The sequence below is a fragment of the Stutzerimonas tarimensis genome (genome assembly GCF_042648805.1).
Lineage (GTDB): Bacteria > Pseudomonadota > Gammaproteobacteria > Pseudomonadales > Pseudomonadaceae > Azomonas > Azomonas tarimensis.
Map to the genome: position 1 here is coordinate 114,976 of NZ_JBHRXZ010000001.1, position 21,271 is coordinate 136,246.

16 protein-coding genes are annotated in these 21,271 nt (G+C 63.2%); 4 read left to right on the top strand and 12 right to left on the bottom strand.

All coding sequences use genetic code 11. The annotated features are described in order from the left end of the window. Window positions 1-4: 4 nt before the first annotated feature. The gene (gene ftsH, locus ACFOMF_RS00590; RefSeq protein ID WP_386360195.1) at window positions 5-1,918 is read right to left on the bottom strand and encodes an ATP-dependent zinc metalloprotease FtsH; all 1,914 of its coding nucleotides are present in this window, start codon (window positions 1,916-1,918) and stop codon (window positions 5-7) included. Between the two features lie 478 nt (window positions 1,919-2,396). Here ftsH and ACFOMF_RS00595 point away from each other — a divergent pair, with 478 nt between their 5' ends. After that, window positions 2,397-2,708, top strand: a complete 312-nt coding sequence (locus ACFOMF_RS00595; protein ID WP_386360198.1) for a YhbY family RNA-binding protein — start codon at window positions 2,397-2,399, stop codon at window positions 2,706-2,708. A 51-nt stretch (window positions 2,709-2,759) separates the two neighbouring features. Here ACFOMF_RS00595 and ACFOMF_RS00600 read toward each other — a convergent pair whose 3' ends face one another. The 8 genes from ACFOMF_RS00600 to grpE all read right to left on the bottom strand — a co-directional run bounded on the left by ACFOMF_RS00600 (window position 2,760) and on the right by grpE (window position 13,312). Beyond that, window positions 2,760-3,191 carry a DUF4149 domain-containing protein gene (locus tag ACFOMF_RS00600; protein ID WP_386360199.1) on the bottom strand — a complete coding sequence of 144 codons (432 nt, stop codon included), beginning with the start codon at window positions 3,189-3,191 and terminating at the stop codon, window positions 2,760-2,762. Beyond that, complete coding sequence (gene greA, locus ACFOMF_RS00605) at window positions 3,172-3,648, bottom strand: transcription elongation factor GreA (protein WP_386360201.1); 477 nt, start codon at window positions 3,646-3,648, stop codon at window positions 3,172-3,174. The genes ACFOMF_RS00600 and greA overlap by 20 nt, the downstream gene beginning before the upstream one ends. Further along, window positions 3,645-6,866: a carbamoyl-phosphate synthase large subunit gene (carB, locus tag ACFOMF_RS00610; RefSeq protein ID WP_386360203.1), complete on the bottom strand. Its 3,222-nt coding sequence runs from the start codon at window positions 6,864-6,866 to the stop codon at window positions 3,645-3,647. Before carB ends, greA begins: the two co-directional genes overlap by 4 nt. Window positions 6,867-6,898: 32 nt before the next feature. Beyond that, the gene (gene carA, locus ACFOMF_RS00615) at window positions 6,899-8,035 is read right to left on the bottom strand and encodes a glutamine-hydrolyzing carbamoyl-phosphate synthase small subunit (protein ID WP_386360204.1); all 1,137 of its coding nucleotides are present in this window, start codon (window positions 8,033-8,035) and stop codon (window positions 6,899-6,901) included. A gap of 265 nt (window positions 8,036-8,300) precedes the next feature. Further along, entirely contained in the window at window positions 8,301-9,104 is an 804-nt protein-coding gene (dapB, locus tag ACFOMF_RS00620) for a 4-hydroxy-tetrahydrodipicolinate reductase (RefSeq protein ID WP_386360206.1), read from the bottom strand. Window positions 9,105-9,222: 118 nt separating this feature from the next. Continuing rightward, entirely contained in the window at window positions 9,223-10,347 is a 1,125-nt protein-coding gene (gene dnaJ, locus ACFOMF_RS00625) for a molecular chaperone DnaJ (protein ID WP_386360207.1), read from the bottom strand. A gap of 234 nt (window positions 10,348-10,581) precedes the next feature. After that, the gene (gene dnaK, locus ACFOMF_RS00630) at window positions 10,582-12,495 is read right to left on the bottom strand and encodes a molecular chaperone DnaK (RefSeq protein ID WP_386360209.1); all 1,914 of its coding nucleotides are present in this window, start codon (window positions 12,493-12,495) and stop codon (window positions 10,582-10,584) included. An 88-nt stretch (window positions 12,496-12,583) separates the two neighbouring features. Beyond that, on the bottom strand, window positions 12,584-13,312 hold the full coding sequence (gene grpE, locus ACFOMF_RS00635; RefSeq protein WP_386360211.1) for a nucleotide exchange factor GrpE: 729 nt from the start codon (window positions 13,310-13,312) through the stop codon (window positions 12,584-12,586). Window positions 13,313-13,368: 56 nt separating this feature from the next. On the opposite strand from grpE, the gene recN reads away from it, so the two are divergent. Then, window positions 13,369-15,042: a DNA repair protein RecN gene (gene recN, locus ACFOMF_RS00640; protein WP_386360213.1), complete on the top strand. Its 1,674-nt coding sequence runs from the start codon at window positions 13,369-13,371 to the stop codon at window positions 15,040-15,042. A 53-nt stretch (window positions 15,043-15,095) separates the two neighbouring features. Here the strand turns inward: recN and fur are convergent, their stop codons facing one another. After that, on the bottom strand, window positions 15,096-15,500 hold the full coding sequence (fur, locus tag ACFOMF_RS00645) for a ferric iron uptake transcriptional regulator (protein WP_386360215.1): 405 nt from the start codon (window positions 15,498-15,500) through the stop codon (window positions 15,096-15,098). Window positions 15,501-15,595: 95 nt separating this feature from the next. On the opposite strand from fur, the gene ACFOMF_RS00650 reads away from it, so the two are divergent. Beyond that, window positions 15,596-16,096: an outer membrane protein assembly factor BamE gene (locus ACFOMF_RS00650; protein ID WP_386360216.1), complete on the top strand. Its 501-nt coding sequence runs from the start codon at window positions 15,596-15,598 to the stop codon at window positions 16,094-16,096. A 37-nt stretch (window positions 16,097-16,133) separates the two neighbouring features. Here ACFOMF_RS00650 and ACFOMF_RS00655 read toward each other — a convergent pair whose 3' ends face one another. Together ACFOMF_RS00655 and purL are read right to left on the bottom strand one after the other, a co-directional pair. Next, window positions 16,134-16,451, bottom strand: a complete 318-nt coding sequence (locus tag ACFOMF_RS00655) for an NGG1p interacting factor NIF3 (RefSeq protein WP_386360218.1) — start codon at window positions 16,449-16,451, stop codon at window positions 16,134-16,136. A gap of 75 nt (window positions 16,452-16,526) precedes the next feature. Beyond that, window positions 16,527-20,423, bottom strand: coding sequence for a phosphoribosylformylglycinamidine synthase (gene purL / locus ACFOMF_RS00660; RefSeq protein ID WP_386360219.1), 3,897 nt, complete (start codon window positions 20,421-20,423; stop codon window positions 16,527-16,529). A 156-nt stretch (window positions 20,424-20,579) separates the two neighbouring features. Between purL and ACFOMF_RS00665 the strand changes: the two genes are divergently transcribed. Continuing rightward, window positions 20,580-21,236 (top strand): alpha/beta hydrolase, encoded by a 657-nt coding sequence (locus tag ACFOMF_RS00665; RefSeq protein WP_386360221.1) that lies wholly within the window; start codon window positions 20,580-20,582, stop codon window positions 21,234-21,236. Window positions 21,237-21,271 lie beyond the last annotated feature (35 nt).

The window sequence follows — 21,271 nt, forward strand, 5'->3', positions numbered from 1 at the left end:
CAATTCAATGCTCGCCCGCGGGGCCTCCGATAGGCGACTCAGGACGCTCTCCGCCTTCGGACTGAGCCGAAGTTCCGGAAGCGCCTGTACCACCTTCCCAATCGCGCGGCTCTCGCGGCACGCGCCCAGACATGATGTCCTCGATCTGATCGGCATCGATGGTCTCGTACTTCATGAGGGCCTGCGCCATCACGTCCAGCTTGTCGCGATTTTCAGTCAGCAGGCGCTTGGCTGTGCCGTAGCAATGATCGATGATGCTCCTCACTTCCTCGTCGATGACCCGAGCGGTTTCAGCGGAAACATTTCCATGCTGCGAGCCAGAGCCGCGACCAAGGAAGACTTCATTCTCTTCCTCGGCATACATCAGCGGACCGAGCTTTTCCGAAAGCCCCCACTTGGTCACCATATTCCGAGCCAACTGGGTAGCACGCATGATGTCGTTGGAAGCGCCGGTGGTGACGCCCTCGAAGCCGAGCGTCATCTCTTCGGCGATACGACCGCCGAACAACGAACAGATCTGGCTGGTAAGTGCGCGCTTGGACAGGCTGTAGCGGTCCTCTTCGGGGAGGAACATGGTGACCCCGAGAGCTCGACCACGCGGAATGATCGACACCTTGTAGACCGGGTCATGCTCAGGCACCAGACGACCGATGATTGCATGGCCCGCTTCGTGATAGGCGGTGTTCAACTTTTCCTTCTCGGACATGACCATCGACTTGCGCTCAGCGCCCATCATGATCTTGTCCTTCGCCAGTTCGAACTCGCGCATGTCGACGATACGCTTGCCGGACCGGGCCGAGAAAAGCGACGCCTCGTTGACCAGGTTCGCCAGATCCGCCCCGGAAAAACCGGGCGTGCCCCGGGCAATCAGCGCGGGATTGACGTTGTCACCCAGCGGCACCTTGCGCATGTGCACCTTGAGGATCTGCTCGCGACCGCGAATGTCCGGCAGCCCTACCACTACCTGACGATCAAACCGACCGGGACGCAGCAGCGCCGGGTCGAGCACGTCAGGGCGGTTGGTCGCAGCGACGACGATGACGCCGTCATTCATCTCGAATCCATCCATCTCGACGAGCAACTGGTTCAGCGTTTGCTCCCGTTCGTCATGGCCACCCCCCATGCCCGCGCCGCGATGACGACCGACGGCGTCGATTTCGTCGATGAAGATGATGCAGGGCGCATGCTTCTTGGCCTGATCGAACATGTCACGCACACGGGAGGCGCCCACGCCCACGAACATCTCGACGAAGTCGGAGCCGGAAATGGTGAAGAAAGGCACCTTCGCTTCACCCGCCACCGCCTTGGCCAGCAGCGTCTTACCGGTGCCGGGCGGGCCGACCATGAGAACGCCCCGGGGGATGCGACCACCCAGACGCTGGAACTTGCCCGGATCACGCAGGAATTCGACGAGCTCTGTCACGTCCTCCTTCGCTTCGTCGCAACCTGCGACATCAGCGAAGGTCGTTTTGACCTGGTCTTCAGAGAGCAGGCGTGCCTTGCTCTTGCCAAAGCTCATCGGACCACCCTTGCCGCCCATACCGCCCTGCATCTGGCGCATGAAGAACATGAACACCGCGATGATGACCAAAATCGGGAAGCTCGCCACCAGCAACTGGGTCCAGATGCTCTGCTGCTCAGGCTGTTTGCCCTCGATCTGCACGTTGCTATTGATCAGGTCGCCGATTAGCCCGCCATCCTGAATCGCGGGCCGAATGGTACGGAACGACTCGCCATCGGTTCGGCGACCGGTTATCACGAAGCCGTCCACGGTTACCCGCTCGACGCGCCCTTCCTTCACCTGCTCGATGAAATCCGAGTAAAACAGGTTCTGCGGCTCGGCGGGGCTTGAGAAGTTGTTCATCACCGTGACAAGCACCGCGGCGATGATCAACCATAAAATCAGATTCTTTGCCATATCGTTCAATTAACTACCCTCTCGAGCGCGCGGCGAACCGCTTTACGGCCAGCCATACTTGCAATCTACGTTACTACAGCTGCCGGCACCCGGCTCATATATCGTCTGTAACGCTTTATTAGCTTACATCAATCGTCACGACCAACCCTTCGACCCTACAAAAGGCTGATTCGATCTCAGCCGTCGAGTTCCGATTCGCCCTTCGCCTCCTCGCGACCATCGCCTCAACCTGATCGACGTCAGCCCTGTTTACCTACATGGGTGCCAAATCTGAAATCACAAGGCTCCGGCTCGTCGCCGATTGCCTCGAGAAGCTGCGGCAACACCTCACCGCCGGTAAAATCGTCCAGTACGAAGGGCCACATCCGGAATGCTGTACGCCACCAGAATGTCCGATGCGCAACTCCTTACCTGTGCGGCCCGCGACCTCTCGGTTACACTAGCCGACTTTTTTGAAATTGCGACGCAAGGGTCAATTATGCCGCTCACTACGGAGCAGAAAAAGAAATACCGCGCCATCGGCCATCATCTGAAGCCCGTGCTGATAGTGGCCGAAAACGGCCTGAGCGAAGGCGTGCTGGGCGAGCTCGAGCGTGCGCTCAGCGATCACGAGCTGATCAAGGTTCAGTTCCGTCTGCCGGAACGGGATGATCGTCGTGCGCTGATGGCAGAGCTCTGCCAGGCTGGCCGCTGTGAACTGGTACAGGCGATCGGCAAGGTGGCGCTGGTGTATCGCCGCAACGCCAAGCCCAACAAGCAGCTGTCCAACGTCCATCGTCACCAGGCCTGACCCCTGCGGGCACGTCCTGCATCAGGCGCGACAACGTCCAGAGGCGTTCCTCTAGACGTCGCGCCCAGTCCCGGGTATCGGCTGGATGACCAGCATCAGGCCGAGCACGGCAATGGCCATATAGCTGAACAACGTCCAGTATCCGGGTAGCAGGCCGTCAGCCAGCAGATAGAGGGCGGCCAGCGCCGACACCGCCACGAGGATCTGCCCACGCAAATCCTTCCACAAGGACGTCACGCCCTGAGACCGTACCAGCACCATCGCCTGCAGCGCGGCGCAGGCGGCGGCCAGCCCCACCATGAGGGGCCGCAGGCTGCTGGCGATGTCCTCCACCAGCAGCGGAGCCAGGCCGGTCCGCTGAGTGATCGCCGGAAGCATCACGAACTGCAGCAGCCACAGCCCGCCGACCCAGAAGGTCTGCGCGAGCTGCCAGCTGATCGCACCCGCTCCCGGGCGCGGCGAGTCAAACGTGCCGGACTTCAACGATCTCGTACTCGACCACACCACTCGGCGTCTTGACTGTCACGACATCACCCTCTTCCTTGCCCACCAGGGCCCGAGCGATGGGCGAGCTCACGGAAAGCTTGCCCTGCTTGATGTCCGATTCGTCATCCCCGACGATCTGATAGGTGACGGTCTCATCGGTTTCCACGTTGGCAATGTCCACCGTGGTACCAAAGATGACCTTGCCGGTATGAGGAATCGAGGCGATATCGATGACCTGGGCATTTTGCAGCCGGCCTTCGATATCGCGGATACGCGCCTCGACCATGCCCTGCTGTTCGCGAGCCGCATGGTATTCGGCATTCTCCTTCAGGTCGCCCAGTTCGCGCGCCTCGGCGATCGCCTGGGTGATCTGCGGACGGAGCACCGACTTGAGGTGCTTGAGCTCTTCCTCCAGGGCCTGGGCGCCCTGGACCGTCATCGGGAACTTGGTCATGTAGTGACTCCTGCATGAAGATCCTGCAGGCGGCGCACGGTCCTTTCGGGGCCGAATTTGATCGCCTCACAGATTGCCTGAGCACCTGCGATGGTCGTGGTGCAGGGAATCTTGTGCTGCAGGGCGTTGCGACGAATAGAGTAGGAATCGGCGATGGACTGCCGGCCTTCGGTGGTGTTGATGATCAGGCTGACTTCGTCGTTCTTGATCATGTCGACGACGTGCGGCCGACCTTCGGTCACCTTGTTCACGCGACGAACAGGGAGACCGGCCGCCTCGATCAGGCGCGCAGTACCGCTGGTGGCGACTACATCGAAGCCGAGTTCGACCAGGCTCCTGGCGACGTCGGCCACCATGGGCTTGTCATCGTCACGCACGCTGATGAAGGCTGCGCCACTGGTCGGCATGATTTCGCTGGCACCCAGCTGCGCCTTGGCGTACGCCTCGGCAAAACTGTCGCCGATGCCCATGACTTCGCCGGTCGACTTCATTTCCGGGCCAAGGATGGGGTCCACGCCAGGGAACTTGGCAAAGGGGAAGACTGCTTCCTTGACGCTGAAATAAGCCGGGATCAGTTCGCGGGTAAAGCCGGCTTCTGCCAGGGTCTTGCCGGCCATCACCCGGGCGGCAACCTTGGCCAGCGACTCACCGACGCACTTGGAGACGAAGGGCACCGTACGGGAGGCACGCGGGTTGACCTCGAGGACGTAGATGTCTTCGCCCTGAACCGCCATCTGCACGTTCATCAGGCCGACCACGTTGAGCTCCAGGGCCATCTTTATGACCTGGTCACGAATCACGTCCTGAATGTTCTGCGGCAGCGAGTAGGCCGGCAGCGAGCACGCCGAGTCCCCGGAGTGGACGCCGGCCTGTTCGATGTGCTGCATGATCCCGCCGATGACCACGGTTTCGCCGTCGCTGATGGCATCGACATCCACCTCGATGGCGCAATTGAGGAAGTGGTCGAGCAGAACCGGGCTGTCATTGGAGACCTGAACCGCCTCGCGCATGTAGCGCCGGAGCTCTTCCTCGTCGTAGACGATTTCCATGGCCCGCCCACCCAGCACGTAGGAAGGGCGAACCACCAGCGGGTAGCCGATGGCCTTGGAGGCGGCGATGGCCTCGTCTTCGCTACGCGCGGTCGCGTTCTCAGGCTGACGCAGGCCGAGGCGCTGGACCATCTGCTGGAAGCGCTCACGGTCTTCGGCGCGGTCGATGGCGTCGGGACTGGTGCCGATAATCGGCACGCCCGCCTCTTCCAGCGCGCGGCAGATCTTCAGCGGCGTCTGGCCGCCGTACTGCACGATCACGCCCCTGGGCTGTTCTACGCGCACGATTTCCAGCACATCTTCCAGGGTCACCGGCTCGAAATACAGGCGGTCGGAGGTGTCATAGTCGGTGGAAACGGTCTCCGGGTTGCAGTTGACCATGATGGTTTCGTAGCCATCTTCGCGCATCGCCAGCGCCGCATGCACGCAGCAGTAGTCGAACTCGATGCCCTGGCCGATCCGGTTCGGGCCCCCGCCGAGAATCATGATCTTTTCACGGCTGGACGGGTTGGCCTCGCACTCTTCTTCATAGGTCGAGTACATGTAGGCGGTATCGGTGGCAAACTCCGCCGCGCAGGTATCCACCCGCTTGTAGACCGGCAGCACCTTGAGCTTGTAGCGATGGCTGCGCAGGTTCTTTTCCGTTACGCCAAGCAGCTTGGCCAGGCGTGCGTCAGAGAACCCCTTGCGCTTGAGTTTGCGCATCAGGCGCGTATCGATGGAGGACAGACCCAGGGTCTTGACCTTCTCCTCCTCCTTCACCAGGTCTTCGATCTGGACAAGGAACCAGGGGTCGATCTTGGTCAGCGCGAAGACTTCGTCGATGGTCTTGCCGGCACGGAATGCGTCCGCCACGTACCAGATACGCTCGGCGCCAGGCACGGTCAGCTCGCGCTTGAGGGTGCTCTGCGCTTCGCTGTCGTCGAAACTCAGCTTCGGGTCGAACCCCGTCGCACCAACCTCGAGCCCGCGAAGCGCCTTTTGCACCGACTCCTGGAAGGTGCGCCCGATGGCCATGACTTCGCCGACAGACTTCATCTGCGTGGTCAGGCGGGCATCAGCCTTGGGGAACTTCTCGAAGGCGAAACGCGGGATCTTGGTGACGACATAATCGATGGACGGCTCGAATGAGGCCGGTGTCTGTCCGCCGGTGATGTCGTTGGACAACTCATCCAGGGTATAACCCACGGCCAGCTTGGCGGCGATCTTGGCGATAGGGAAACCCGTTGCCTTCGAAGCCAGCGCCGAGGAGCGCGACACCCGCGGGTTCATCTCGATGACAACCATCCGGCCGTCTTCCGGATTGATACCGAACTGGACGTTCGATCCGCCGGTTTCGACGCCGATCTCACGCAGTACCGCCAGCGAGGCGTTACGCATGATCTGGTATTCCTTGTCGGTCAGCGTCTGGGCCGGTGCAACGGTGATGGAGTCACCGGTGTGCACGCCCATCGGATCGAAGTTTTCAATGGCGCAGACGATGATGCAGTTGTCCTTCTTATCGCGGACAACCTCCATCTCGTATTCCTTCCAGCCGATCAGCGACTCATCGATCAGCAGTTCGCTGGTCGGAGACAGATCGAGGCCGCGCGAGCAGATCTCCTCGAACTCCTCGCGGTTGTAGGCGATGCCGCCACCGGTGCCGCCCATGGTGAAGGACGGCCGGATGATGCAGGGGTAGCCGACCTTGTCGAGTACACCGTAGGCCTCGTCCATGCTGTGGGCGATGCCCGAGCGCGGGCATTCCAGGCCGATGTCGCGCATGGCCCTGTCGAAGCGTGAACGATCCTCGGCCTTGTCGATGGTATCGGCGTTGGCACCGATCATCTCGACGCCGAACTTCTGCAGGACGCCGTGCCGCTCGAGATCCAGCGCACAGTTCAGCGCAGTCTGGCCGCCCATGGTCGGCAGCAGCGCATCGGGGCGCTCCTTCTCGATGATCTTGGCCACGGTCTGCCATTTGATCGGCTCGATGTAGGTCGCGTCGGCCATCGACGGGTCGGTCATGATGGTGGCCGGGTTGGAGTTCACCAGGATCACCCGGAAGCCTTCTTCGCGCAGGGCCTTGCACGCCTGGGCGCCCGAGTAATCGAACTCGCACGCCTGGCCGATGACGATGGGACCGGCGCCAAGAATGAGGATGCTTTGAATGTCAGTACGTTTTGGCATGGTTCTCTCGAATTCTGTATTCGGCTGCAGGCTTAGCGGCGCTTGGCCATGGCATCGATGAAGCGGTCGAACAGGGGCGCCACATCATGGGGCCCGGGACTGGCTTCGGGATGTCCCTGGAAACTGAACGCCGCCTTGTCGGTACGCTCGATGCCCTGCAGGCTGCCGTCGAACAGCGACTTGTGCGTCGCCCGGACGTTGCCCGGCAGCGAGTCTTCTTCCACCGCAAAGCCATGGTTCTGGCTGGTGATCATCACCACGCCGGTATCCAGGTCCTGCACGGGATGGTTGGCGCCGTGATGGCCGTGGCTCATCTTCACCGTCCGCGCGCCGCAGGCCAGGGCAAGCAGCTGGTGTCCCAGGCAAATGCCGAACACCGGGACCTCGGTTTCCAGCAGCTCCTGGATTGCCCGGATCGCGTAGTCGCAGGGTGCAGGGTCGCCAGGGCCGTTGGCGAGCAGCACGCCGTCAGGGTTCAGTGCCAGCACTTCGCTGGCGGAGGTCTGCGCCGGAACGACGGTCAGACGGCAGCCGCGAGCCACCAGCATCCGCAGGATGTTGTACTTGACGCCATAGTCGAAGACGACCACGTGATACGGCAACTGCTCGGCCGGCACTTCGTCGTGGCGATTGGTTTCGAGGCACCAGACGCTGGAGCGCCACTCATAACGCTCCTTGACCGAGACTTCCCTGGCCAGGTCCATGCCCTTGAGCCCCGGGAAGCTACGCGCCAGCTCCAGCGCCTTCTCCTCGGTGGCGTCGTCACCAACCAGGATGCAACCGTTCTGCGAACCCTTTTCGCGAAGAATGCGGGTCAGTCGACGGGTGTCGATATCGGCGATGGCGACCGTGCCGTTCTCCTTCAGGTAATCCGGCAGCGACTGCTGATTTCGCCAGGAACTGGCCAGCAGCGGCAGGTCGCGGATGATGAGGCCGGCCGCCCACACCTGGAAGGACTCGGCGTCGTCCGGATTGACACCGGTGTTGCCGATGTGCGGATAAGTGAGGGTGACGATCTGCTTGGCATACGACGGATCAGTGAGGATTTCCTGATAGCCGGTCATGGCGGTATTGAACACCACCTCCCCAATGGTATGCCCATCGGCGCCGATGGATTCGCCGCGAAAGATACTGCCATCGGCAAGGGCGAGAATGGCTGGCTTAGTCAAGAGACCTCCGTAGATCAAGGCTGAAGCAGACGCAGAGTGTAAAAAAGCGGGATGACGTATGAAGGTCATCCCGCTTTTGTTTGATCAGAGCCATTTCTGCGTAACTTTTAGTGGACACACTAAAGCGGGCAATATACAGAAAACCTCAACGGGCCGCCAGCAAGGCAGGACAAAAGGCTCGTCGAGCAAGAAAGCCGCTGGAGGCCCAAGGCCGGACCAGTGCAAACCAGCCCGTTCAACCTTCAGCCTTCCAGCGCGCTCGGACTTACCTCAAACCCAGCACATCCTGCATGTCGTACAGGCCCGCTGGCCGGTCCTGCAACCACAGCGCGGCGCGAACGGCGCCCCTGGCAAAGGTCATGCGGCTGGACGCCTTGTGGGTAATTTCGACGCGCTCGCCTTCGGCGGCGAACAGTACGGTGTGGTCGCCCACCACGTCGCCCGCGCGCACGGTGGCAAAACCGATGGTTTCACGCGCGCGCGCGCCGGTCTGACCCTCACGCCCATAGACCGCCACCTTCTGCAGGTCGCGCCCGAGCGCCTGCGCGACCACCTCGCCCATGCGCAACGCCGTACCCGAAGGTGCATCCACCTTGTGCCGGTGATGGGCCTCGATGATCTCGATATCCACCTCGTCACCCAGCACTCGCGCAGCGGTATCCAGCAACTTCAAGCAGAGATTGACGCCAACGCTGAAATTGGCCGCAAAGACAATCGGGATGTCCTGCGCCGCATCGGCGAGGCGCTGCCGCTCTTCGGCGCTGAATCCCGTGGTGCCGATCACCATCGCGCGCCCGGCACGGCGGCAGACTTCCACATTCCTGAGGGTCACGCTGGGATGGGTGAAGTCGATCACCACATCGAAATCCTCGACCACCCGCTCCAGGTCGCCGATCAGCGGTACGCCGATGCGGCCAAGTGCCGCCAGCTCGCCCGCGTCGGCACCCACGAGGGTACTGTCCGGCCGGTCAACCGCGGCGGTCAAGCCCGCACCTTCCGCCTGGCATACCGCCTCGATCAGCGTCTTGCCCATCCGTCCAGCGGCGCCCATTACTGCAACTCTTCTCATCAAACAGCCTCAAGCCTCAAGCCTCAAGCCTCAAGCACAAGCCCAGGCCTCAAGCCAGAGCCCATGCCGGGTCCGTAGCCTGAAGCCCGCAGCTTCCAACTTGCTGCTTGCCGCTGAATTAAAGATCGCCGAAAAACCGCTTCACACCCTCAAACCAACCGCTGGCCTTGGGTGAATGCGAGGTATCGTCGCGCAGGGTCTTGCGGAAGTCCTCGAGCAGGTCCCGCTGGCGCTTGTCCAGGTTCACTGGGGTTTCGACCGCGACGCGACACATCAGATCACCCGGCGCACCGCCACGAACCGGCGCCACACCCTTGCCACGCAAGCGGAACAGCTTGCCGGTCTGGGTGCCCTCGGGGATTTTCAGCTTGACCCGCCCATCGAGCGTTGGCACCTCCAGCTCTCCGCCCAGCGCCGCATCGGTAAAACAGATCGGCACATCGCAATACAAATGCTTGCCGTCGCGCTGGAAAATGGGGTGCTCACGCACGCTGACCACGACATACAGATCGCCGGCCGGCCCACCCAGACTGCCCGCCTCGCCCTCGCCCGACAGCCGGATGCGGTCACCCGTGTCGACACCCGGGGGCACCTTGACCGACAGCGTCTTCTGCTCCTCGACCCGGCCGTGACCATGGCAGCTCCCGCAGGGGTCGGTGATCATCTTGCCGCTACCCTGGCAGCGCGGGCAGGTCTGCTGCACGGAGAAGAATCCCTGCTGCATGCGAACCTGACCAATACCTCCGCAAGTGGTGCAGGTGACCGGCGTCGTGCCCTTCTTGGCGCCTGTGCCATCGCAGGTCTTGCACTCGGCCAGGGTAGGTACGCGTATGGTCACGGTGGTGCCGCGAACCGCTTCCTCCAGATCGAGCTCGAGGGTGTAACGAAGGTCGCTGCCCCGATGGGAACCGCCACGCGCATTGCCCCGAGCGCCGCCGAAGAAGTCGCTGAATACGTCGCCGAAGATATCGGAAAAATTTGCATTGCCGTAGCCGGCACCGCCTCCGCCCATGCTCGGATCGACTCCGGCGTGGCCGTACTGATCGTACGCAGTACGCTTGCTAGCGTCGGAGAGCACTTCGTAGGCCTCGTTGGCTTCCTTGAAGTTGTCCTCCGCCTCCTTATCCCCAGGATTACGATCGGGATGGTATTTCATCGCGAGGCGGCGGTAAGCCTTTTTCAGCTCCGCTTCGCTGGCGCCGCGCTCAACACCCAGCACTTCGTAATAATCGCGTTTGGCCATAACTTTCCTGAACCTCGTTTGGTCGCCTCCCGGGGACGACAGGCTGCCCGTTCCCAACGCTGCAGGCCGCACCCCAGACATCGAATGGGAGCAGCCCGCGCTCAAAAGCCGGCAATCCTACCAGATCAGCCCTCCAGACACGCCAACGCGGGAGCAGGCCCCCGCGTCAGGTATCGGGTCCGCCACCACCAGGGTGACGAACGGGAGCGGAAGCCAAGGGCTTCCCGGACAGCCTTACTTGTTGTCCTTCACTTCCTCGAACTCGGCATCGACCACGTCGTCACCGGCCTGCCCGTTCTTGCCAGCTTCCTGACCCTCGGCGCCCTGCGGCTGCTCGGCGTACATCTTCTGCGCCAGCGGCGTGGTGGCCTGGGACAGAGCCGCCATCTTGGCATCGATTTCTTCCTTGTCGTCGCCTTTGATGGCCACTTCCAAGGCAGCGATGGCCGCCTCGATGGCCGACTTCTCGTCGGCGCTGGCCTTGTCGCCCGCCTCGGTCAGCATCTTGCGCGAAGCATGCACCAGCTGATCGCCCTGGTTGCGAGCCGAAGCCAGCTCCTCGAACTTGCGGTCTTCCTCGGCATTGGCCTCGGCGTCACGCACCATCTGCTGGATTTCCTCCTCGGACAGACCCGAGTTGGCCTTGATGACGATGGACTGCTGCTTGCCGGTGGCCTTGTCCTTGGCGGACACGTGCAGGATGCCGTTGGCGTCGATGTCGAAGGTGACCTCGATCTGCGGCACCCCGCGCGGCGCCGGCGGGATGTCGGCCAGGTCGAAGCGGCCCAGCGACTTGTTCTGCGCGGCCTGCTTGCGCTCGCCTTGCAGCACGTGGATGGTCACCGCGCCCTGGTTGTCGTCGGCGGTCGAGAACACCTGCGATTTCTTGGTCGGGATGGTGGTGTTCTTCTCGATCAGCGGGGTCATCACCCCACCAAGGGTCTCGATGCCCAGGGTCAGCGGGCTGACGTCCAACAGCAGCACGTCCTTGACGTCACCGGCCAGCACGGCGCCCTGGATGGCGGCACCCATGGCCACGGCTTCGTCCGGGTTGACGTCCTTGCGCGGCTCCTTGCCGAAGAACTCGGCCACGCGCTTCTGCACCAGCGGCATGCGGGTCTGGCCGCCGACCAGGATCACGTCGTCGATCTTGCCCACGTCGATGCCGGCATCCTTCAGCGCGATGCGGCACGGCTCGATGGTGCGCTCAACCAGGTCCTCGACCAGCGACTCCAGCTTGGCGCGGGAGATCTTCACGTTCAGGTGCTTCGGACCGGACGCGTCTGCGGTGATGTACGGCAGGTTGACGTCGGTCTGCTGGGCGGACGACAGCTCGATCTTGGCCTTTTCGGCGGCTTCCTTCAGGCGCTGCATGGCCAGCGGATCGCCCTTGAGGTTGATGCCGCTCTCCTTCTTGAACTCGTCGACGAGGTAGTCGATCAGGCGAATGTCGAAGTCCTCGCCGCCAAGGAAGGTGTCGCCATTGGTGGCCAGCACTTCGAACTGGTGCTCACCGTCGACTTCGGCGATCTCGATCACAGAGACGTCGAAGGTACCGCCACCCAGGTCATAGACGATGATGGTGTGGTCGCCCTTGGCCTTGTCCATGCCATAGGCCAGCGCCGCAGCGGTCGGCTCGTTGATGATCCGCTTGACGTCCAGGCCGGCGATGCGGCCGGCGTCCTTGGTGGCCTGGCGCTGGCTGTCATTGAAATAGGCCGGTACGGTGATCACCGCCTCGGTGACGGACTCACCCAGATAATCCTCGGCGGTCTTCTTCATCTTCTTCAACACTTCGGCGCTGATCTGCGGCGGGGCCATCTTTTCGCCCTTCACCTCGACCCAGGCGTCACCGTTGCCGGCCTTGGCGATGGTGTAGGGCACCATCTGGATGTCCTTCTGTACCACATCTTCCTCGAAGCGACGGCCAATCAGGCGCTTGACCGCGTAGAGGGTGTTCTGCGGGTTGGTGACCGCCTGGCGCTTGGCCGACTGGCCCACCAGGGTCTCGCCGTCGTTGGTGTAGGCGATGATGGAAGGCGTGGTACGCGCGCCTTCGGCGTTTTCCAGCACCTTGACGTTACCGTTCTCCAGGATCGCCACACAGCTATTGGTGGTGCCCAGGTCGATACCGATGATCTTGCCCATTTATCTCTCTCCAAAACATGCCGTGCCGCGTAGGCACTGGCGAATCATTCGAATGCTTGACAACCAGATGGGGGGGTTGCGAAAAATTTCAAGCCTTCTCGTCAATTGAAGGCTGAGGCTGCGAAGGCGCCTTGCTGACCACGACCATAGCCGGTCGCAACAGGCGACCGCTCAGCAGGTAGCCTTTCTGAAACACCTTGAGCACGCTGTTGGGCTCGACCTGATGGCTCTCTTCCATCGCCATGGCCTGATGATGTTCGGGGTTGAAGGGCTCGCCCACCGGGTCTACCGCCTGCAGCTGATGGCGACCCAGGGTGTCGTGGAGCAGCTTGAGGGTCAGCTCGACACCTTCGCGCATGGGCTTGATCGACTCGTCGTCAGGATTGGAGAGCTCCAGTCCGCGCTCGAGACTGTCGACCACCGCCAGCAGGTCGCCAGCGAATTTCTCCAGCGCGAACTTGTGTGCCTTCTCGATATCCTGCTCGGCGCGGCGGCGTATGTTCTGCAGCTCGGCCGCCATGCGCAGCGACTGATCCTGGGCGGTCGCCAATTGCTCCTCCAGAGCCTCGACACGTGCAGCCAGATCCTCGCCGCGCTCGACGCCGCCCTCTTCACTGGCATCCAGGTTCTGGTTATCAAGGTTCTGCTCGTCAGCCATGGGTTCCTCCTGTGGATCGGTTTGCGGGCGCTCGCCCTCGCTTGACCGCCAATATGGGGACGCTGGCGCAAGCTTCAAGGGCAGGGACCATTTACCTGCAACGCGCGAGTCGTCGGCGCCGGCTGGTCCGCCGCACCGTCCCTCGCCGATCTCTTGCACCGCACCTTGCGACAACTGTATAAATACACAGCATATCTCGTCGCGGAGACCCGCTCATGCTGGTTCAACTCTCCATTCGCAACTTTGCCATCGTCGACCACCTCGATCTCGAGCTGCGCCGCGGCATGAGCGTCATCACAGGCGAAACCGGCGCCGGCAAGTCCATCATGCTGGGCGCACTCAGCCTCGCGCTGGGTGACCGGGCCGACAGCGGCGTGGTTCGCCCGGGTGCAAGCCGGGCCGACATCCTCGCAAGCTTCGACCTCCAGGAAATCCCGGACGCACGCAGCTGGCTGACCGAGCGGGATCTGGACCACGACGGCCCCTGCATTCTTCGGCGAGTCATCACTGCTGAAGGCCGCTCGCGCGCCTACATCAATGGAACACCCTGCCCGCTGGGCGACCTCAAGACCCTGGGCGGCCTGCTGATCGACATCCATAGCCAGCACGAGCACCAATCGCTGCTCAAGCCGGACACCCACCGTCGTCTGCTCGACGAGTTCGGCAACTGCCAGGAGCTGGCGCGCCAGGTTCAACTGGCCGCGCAGCGCTGGCGGCAGACTCGCCAGACTCTCGAGCGATTGAGCAACAACGGTGACGAGCAGCGCGCCCGCCATCAGTTGCTTAGCTATCAGCTCGAGGAGCTCGACAACCTCGCCCTGGGCGAGAACGAACTCGCCGAGCTCGAGCAGGAGCAGCGCACGCTGGCCAACGCCACCCAGCTGCTTGGCGCTTGCCGCCAGGTGGTCGACCTTTGCAGCGAGGGCGATCAGGGCAACGTGGTTTCTGCGCTGTCCGGCAGCCTCCAGCGGCTCACAGCGTTTCAAGGCGGGCCAGGCATCCTCGAGGAAGCCATCGAACTCCTGTCCAGCGCACAGATCCAGGTCGAGGAAGCCATGAGCGGACTCAATCGCTTCATGGACCAGTTCGACGCTGACCCAGCCCGCCTGCAGAGGGTCGAGGAACGGCTGGACACGCTCTATACCCTGGCCCGCAAACACCGCGTGCAACCCGAGGAGCTGGGCAACCTGCAACGGCAGCTAGCCCACGAACTGGACAACCTCAACGCCGATGACGAAGCCATCGACAAGCTCACCGAGGAACTGGCTGCCTTCGCCCGCCATTATCAGGACAAGGCCCAGGCACTCAGCAAGGCCCGGCAGCAGGCAGCGGGCGATCTGGCCAGGGCGGTGGAACACGAGATCCAGCGCCTGGGCATGCCCGGAGGCCGTTTCAGCGTCGTTCTCAAACCAGGCAGCAGCGGCGACCCCCAGCCCCAGGGTTTCGAGCAGGTGGAGTTTCTCGTCAGCGCCAACCCGGGTCAACCGCTGCGCCCGCTGGCCAAGGTAGCTTCTGGCGGTGAATTGTCACGCATCAGCCTGGCGATACAGGTGATCACCGCACAGACATCGCGGGTCCCGACCCTGGTCTTCGACGAAGTGGATGTCGGCATCGGCGGCCCGACCGCGGAGATCGTCGGGCAGTTGCTGCGCCGGCTCGGCGACCGTGGCCAGGTGCTCACGGTGACCCATCTTCCCCAGGTCGCCGCCCAGGGCCATCATCACCTGTTCGTGCACAAAGCGCGTGGCAGCGACGAAACCCGCACGGCGGTGGCGATGCTGGCGGGATCATCACGCGTGGAGGAAATCGCTCGGATGCTGGGCGGCGTCGACCTGACCGAGCAGTCCCTGGCCCACGCGCAGCAGATGATCCATTCTGCCCAGGACTAGAACGTGAAAGGGCGACCCTCGGGTCGCCCTTCTACTGTTGCACGTGCGGCAGCTCAGGTCTTCTTGCGCACGTAGAGCACCAGATTGTGCTCCACCAGTTCGAACCCATGACGGCGCACGATCTCGCGCTGCAGCTTTTCGATCTCAGGATCGAAAAACTCGATCACGTCACCCGAATCCACGCAGACCATGTGATCGTGATGTCCGCTGTCGGCCAGCTCGAACACCGCATGACCGCTGTCGAAATTGTGCCGCACCACCAGACCGGCTGACTCGAACTGCGTCAACACGCGATATACCGTCGCCAGACCGACGTCCTCGCCCGCATCCATCAGCGCCTTGTATACCTCCTCGGCACTCATGTGCCGGTTCTCGGCGGTATCCAGCATCTGCAGGATCTTGATACGGGGCAAAGTGACTTTCAGGCCAGCTTTGCGAAGTTCGTGATTTTCAACCATTGTCGGGTTTCTCGCTGCTGCTGTTTCGCAGCCTCCTTGATGCGGTATGATCCGGGACTAATTTGCCCAGCCAAGATAGTGGAAGTCACCCACCGATGCAAAACACCAAGCTACTGCTGGCCGGCCTGACATTCACAGGCCTGGCAGCGCTCGCCGGTTGTTCTTTCCCCGGGGTCTACAAGGTAGACATCCAGCAAGGCAATGTCGTTACGCAAGACATGATAGACCAGCTGCGCCCTGGAATGACCCACCGACAAGTACGGTTTATCATGGGCAGCCCGCTCGTTACCGACACCTTTCACCCCAACCGCTGGGACTACCTCTACAGCTTCCAGGCCGGCGGCCATCAGCGGGTTCAGGAACGCATGACGCTGGTCTTTGACGACAACGAGCTGTTGGTCGGACTATCCGGGGACTTCATGCCTGGCGTCAGCCGCGACGAGGCCATCCTCGGTGCCCCGCGCGCGCAGAGCACCCCTGCCGAAGTGCCTGCCAGCGCTCCAGCTCCGGGTTCGCTGCTCGATGAGATCCAGCGCGACATCGATGCGGTAGAGCCCCACGTAGTACCGACACCCCGTCCGCTGGATACGAACTGATTTCACCCCGGGCGGCCCTCTGAGCCGCCCTGCGCTTTTAGAACACCATGTCCGAGAGCCGCCAGACGTCGAATGCCGGCGTTTCGTAAGGGTGTGACGCCTTCAGCGCCTTGACGCTGTCATGGATCAACTCGTCGGACACCACCAGCTCCACCTTCCATTCGGCGAGCCGCTCCACGCGATCTACTTCTCCCACGTGCGGCTGGCTACCTTCGAGCGGACGGAACTGACCCTTGCCCAGACTCTGCCAGCAACACTGGTCGTAGCGCCCGATACGCCCGGCCCCCACCGCGAACAACGCCTGCTTGACCGCCTCGAGATGACTCTCCGGGACATAGAAACACAGCTTGTACATCAGAGCCTCCGGCTGCAGGCAGCCCGACAGTGGCTGATCGAGGGGGTGCCGGCGCAGCGCCAGCACCCGTGAATGTCAGGCGATCCAGGCCCTGGCGTTGCGGAACATGCGCATCCAGCCGCCGTCTTCCTTCCACGCATCAGGGTGCCAGGAGTTCTGTACCGCGCGGAACACCCGCTCAGGGTGCGGCATCATGATGGTGACGCGCCCGTCCTGGCTGGTCAGGCCGGTGATGCCCCGCGGTGAGCTGCTCGGGTTGGCCGGGTAGCTCTCGGTCACCCGGCCATGGTTGTCGACGTAACGCAGGGCGACCGTGCCGGAGCCATCCGCCGCCTGCAACGCCTGCGCGCTGGCGAACTCGGCATGGCCTTCACCATGGGCGATGGCGATGGGCAGGCGCGAGCCCGCCATCCCCTGCAGGAAGATCGACGGTGAGTCCTGTACCTCGACCATGGCCACGCGCGCCTCGAACTGCTCGGAGCGGTTGCGGACGAAATGTGGCCAAAGCTCGCTTCCCGGAATCAGCTCGTGCAAATTCGAGAGCATCTGGCAACCGTTGCAGATCCCCAGGGAGAAACTGTCGTCGCGCTCGAAGAAGCGGCTGAACGCTTCACGGGCACGGCTGTTGAACAGGATCGACTTGGCCCAGCCTTCGCCGGCGCCGAGCACGTCACCGTAGGAGAACCCGCCACAGGCAACCATGCCCTTGAACTCATCGAGGGTCAGGCGACCCGCGAGAATGTCGCTCATGTGGACATCCACCGCGGCGAAACCGGCGCGATCGAATGCAGCCGCCATTTCGCTCTGGCCATTGACGCCCTGCTCGCGAAGGATGGCTACCCGAGGACGCTTGCCGGTCTGGATGAAGGGCGCGGCGATGTCTTCGTCGACGTCGAAGCTCAGCCGCGCGCCCAGCCCGGGGTCATTGTCATCGAGCAACGTCGCAAATTCCTGATCGGCACACTCGGCGTTGTCGCGCAGGCGCTGGATCTGATAGCTCGTCTCGCTCCACAGGCGCTGCAATTCGCTGCGGGCAGCCTTGAACAGATGCTGCTCGCCCAGCCGGATGACCAGCTCATGGCCATCATGGGGCTCACCCACGACCGCGACGCAATCGGCCAGGCCCGCGGCCTCGAAACGGGCGAGCAGTTCGCCGCTGTCGGCGCGACGCACCTGCAGCAGCGCACCCAGCTCTTCGTTGAACAAGGCGCCCGCCACATCGGAAGCCCCATCGACGAGCGGCGCGAGATCCAGTGACAGGCCGCAATGCCCGGCAAAGACCATCTCCGCCGCCGCTGCCAGGAGACCGCCATCGGAACGGTCATGATAGGCGAGCAACAGCCCGTCGGCATTCAATTGCTGGATCACATCGAAAAACGCGGCGAGGTCCCGGGCATCGTCCACGTCCGGCGCCGCACGGCCGATCCGACCGTACACCTGGGCGAGGATCGAAGCACCCATGCGGCTCTGGCCACGGCCCAGATCCACCAGCACCAGATCGCTGTCCCCCTGGTCGAGCCGCAACTGCGGAGTCAGGGTGCGGCGCACGTCCTGAACCGGGGCGAAACCGGAGACGATCAAGGACAGCGGCGAGGTGACCGCCTTGTCCTCCTTGCCCTCGGTCCAGCGGGTCTTCATGGACATCGAGTCCTTGCCCACCGGAATGGTGATGCCGAGCGCCGGGCACAGCTCCATGCCGACGGCCTCGACCGTTTCATAGAGCCGCGCGTCTTCGCCGGGGTGACCGGCGGCGGCCATCCAGTTGGCTGACAGCTTGATGTCGGAAATGCGCGCGATGCTCGCCGCCGCCAGGTTGGTGAGCGTTTCACCGATCGCCATGCGGCCCGAGGCCGGCGCGTCCAGCAGCGCCAGCGGGGTACGCTCGCCCATCGCCATGGCTTCACCGGTGTAGACGTCGAAGCTGGAGGCGGTCACGGCGCAATCGGCGACCGGCACCTGCCAGGGACCGACCATCTGGTCACGCGCCACCAGGCCGGTAATGCTGCGATCACCGATGGTGATTAGAAAGCTCTTGCTGGCCACCGCCGGATGCCGGAGCACCCGCGCGACCGCGTCATCAAGGGCCACCGTGGCGGCGTCGAAATCGTCCCCCAGGGCGGCCTCGCTGGTAGCCGAGCGATGCATGCGCGGCGCCTTGCCCAGCAATACCTCGAGCGGCATGTCCACCGGATCATTGCCGAAATGACTGTCGCTGACGGTCAGGTGACGCTCCTCGGTCGCCTCGCCGACTACCGCAAAAGGACAGCGCTCGCGTTCGCAGATGGCCTTAAAACGCTCGAAATCGGCCGCGTCGACCGATAGCACGTAGCGCTCCTGGGACTCGTTGCACCAGATCTCCAGCGGACTCATGCCCGGTTCGTCGTTGGGCACGTTGCGCAGCTCGAAGCGCCCACCGCGACCACCGTCGTTGATGAGTTCGGGAAAAGCGTTGGACAGGCCTCCCGCACCGACGTCATGGATGAACTTGATCGGGTTGCGCTCGCCAAGCTGCCAGCAGCGGTCGATCACTTCCTGGCAGCGACGCTCCATCTCGGGGTTGTCGCGCTGCACCGAGGCGAAATCGAGGTCAGCCGAACTGGCGCCGGTGGCCATCGACGAGGCCGCGCCCCCACCGAGGCCGATCAGCATGGCCGGGCCACCCAGCGCAATAAGCTTGGCGCCCACGCTGATCTCAGCCTTCTGCACGTGCTCGGCGCGGATGTTGCCCATGCCACCGGCAAGCATGATCGGCTTGTGGTAACCGCGCACTTCCGCGCCACGAGGGGTATCGATCCGCTGCTCGAAGGTACGGAAATAGCCCGTCAGGGCCGGGCGGCCGAACTCGTTGTTGAAGGCCGCTCCCCCGAGCGGGCCCTCGATCATGATGTCCAGTGCGGTGACGATCCGTTCCGGCTTGCCGTAGGGCTGCTCCCAGGGCTGCTCGAAGCCCGGGATATTCAGGTTGGAAACGGTGAATCCGGTGAGACCGGCCTTGGGCTTGCCGCCCCGGCCAGTGGCGCCCTCATCGCGAATCTCGCCGCCCGAGCCGGTGGAGGCACCGGGGAACGGGGCGATCGCGGTGGGGTGGTTGTGGGTTTCCACCTTCATCAGGATGTGGATCGGCTCCTGGCTGGCGGCATACTCACCGGTATCGGGCTGCGGAAAGAAGCGGCCGCCAGTGAAACCTTCGATGACCGCGGCGTTGTCCTTGTAGGCCGACAGGACGCCCTCGCGATGCATCTCATAGGTGTTCTTGATCATGCCGAACAGGGACTTCTCCCGAGCCTGGCCGTCAACGTCCCAGGTCGCGTTGAAGATCTTGTGTCGACAATGTTCGGAGTTGGCCTGGGCGAACATCATCAGCTCGACGTCGTGGGGGTTGCGCCCCAGGTCGGTGAAGCTGCTCACCAGATAGTCGATCTCGTCCTCGGCCAGGGCCAGGCCCAGTTCCAGGTTCGCCCGAACCAGCGCCTCGCGCCCGCCGCCCAGCACATCCACCACCTGCAGCGGCTTGGGTTGCGCGTGACTGAACAGCCCCTGGGCCTCCTCGAAACCACCGAGCACCACCTGGGTCATGCGGTCATGGAGGAAAGCGGCAACCTGCTCCGCCTCGGCATCGCTGAGCTCGCCCGCCACGTAATAGGCGATGCCACGCTCGAGCCGCTGGACCTTGGCCAGGCCGCAGTTATGCGCGATGTCGCTGGCCTTGCTCGACCAGGGCGATATGGTGCCGAAGCGCGGCACCACCAGCAGCAGGCGGCCTGCGGGCTCTTGCACCGGCACACTCGGACCGTACCTGAGCAGACGATCGAGCACCTGCAGCTCCCGGTCTTCCAGGGTTTCGCTCAGCTCGGCGAAATGGGCGAACTCGGCATACAGCCCACTGACGGCGGAGACCTTCTGGGTCAGTTGGGCCAGCAACCTGGCATGACGGAAGGCAGAAAGAGCGGGAGCGCCGCGCAGGATCAACATCGTCGGGACAGCCTCTGGGAGGGGAGCTTTCGGGGCCAGCATTCTAGCCCATCGGAAGCGACGAGGCTAAGGCCGATGAGCGGGACACCAGGCGCACCCCGGCCTGTTCTTCTGCCCGGCTTGTCGCTACCCTCGGCTATTTCGCCGGAGCCCGCCATGACCGAGCCGTTGATCCTGGAACCAGCCCACCCCGCCGATGCCTGCGTGATCTGGCTGCACGGATTGGGAGCCAACCGCTACGACTTCCAATCGGTCGCAGAATATCTGCAGCAGCGCCTGCCGAGCACCCGCTTCGTGCTGCCCCAGGCGCCGACCCAGCCCGTCACCATCAATGGCGGCTGGGCGATGCCGAGCTGGTACGACATCATCGCTCTGACGGCCAAGCGCGACATCGACGAAAATCAGCTGGAGCGTTCGTCGCAGACGGTAGTGGCCCTCATCGAAGCGCAGCGAGCGCTCGGCATCGACCCTGGGCGCATCGTTCTGGCAGGATTTTCCCAGGGCGGCGCGGTGGTACTGCATAGCGCGTTCCTGCGCTGGCGCGGCCCACTCGGCGGTGTACTGGCGCTGTCCACCTACGCACCAACCTTCCCCGATCAGCTCAGCCTTTCCGATGACCAGCGCGCCTGCCCCGTCCTCTGCCTGCACGGCCGCGACGACGACGTGGTGCTTCCGGCCATGGGCCGTGCCGCTTATGAATGTCTGGCCGCAAGCGGTGCCGATGTCACCTGGAAGGATTACCCGATGCGCCATGAGGTCAGGCCCGAGCAGATCCAGGACATCGCCCAGTGGCTAGGCAAGCGGCTCGGCTGAGCCGCCGGGCACGGGCGCCACGCCGAGACTACGCC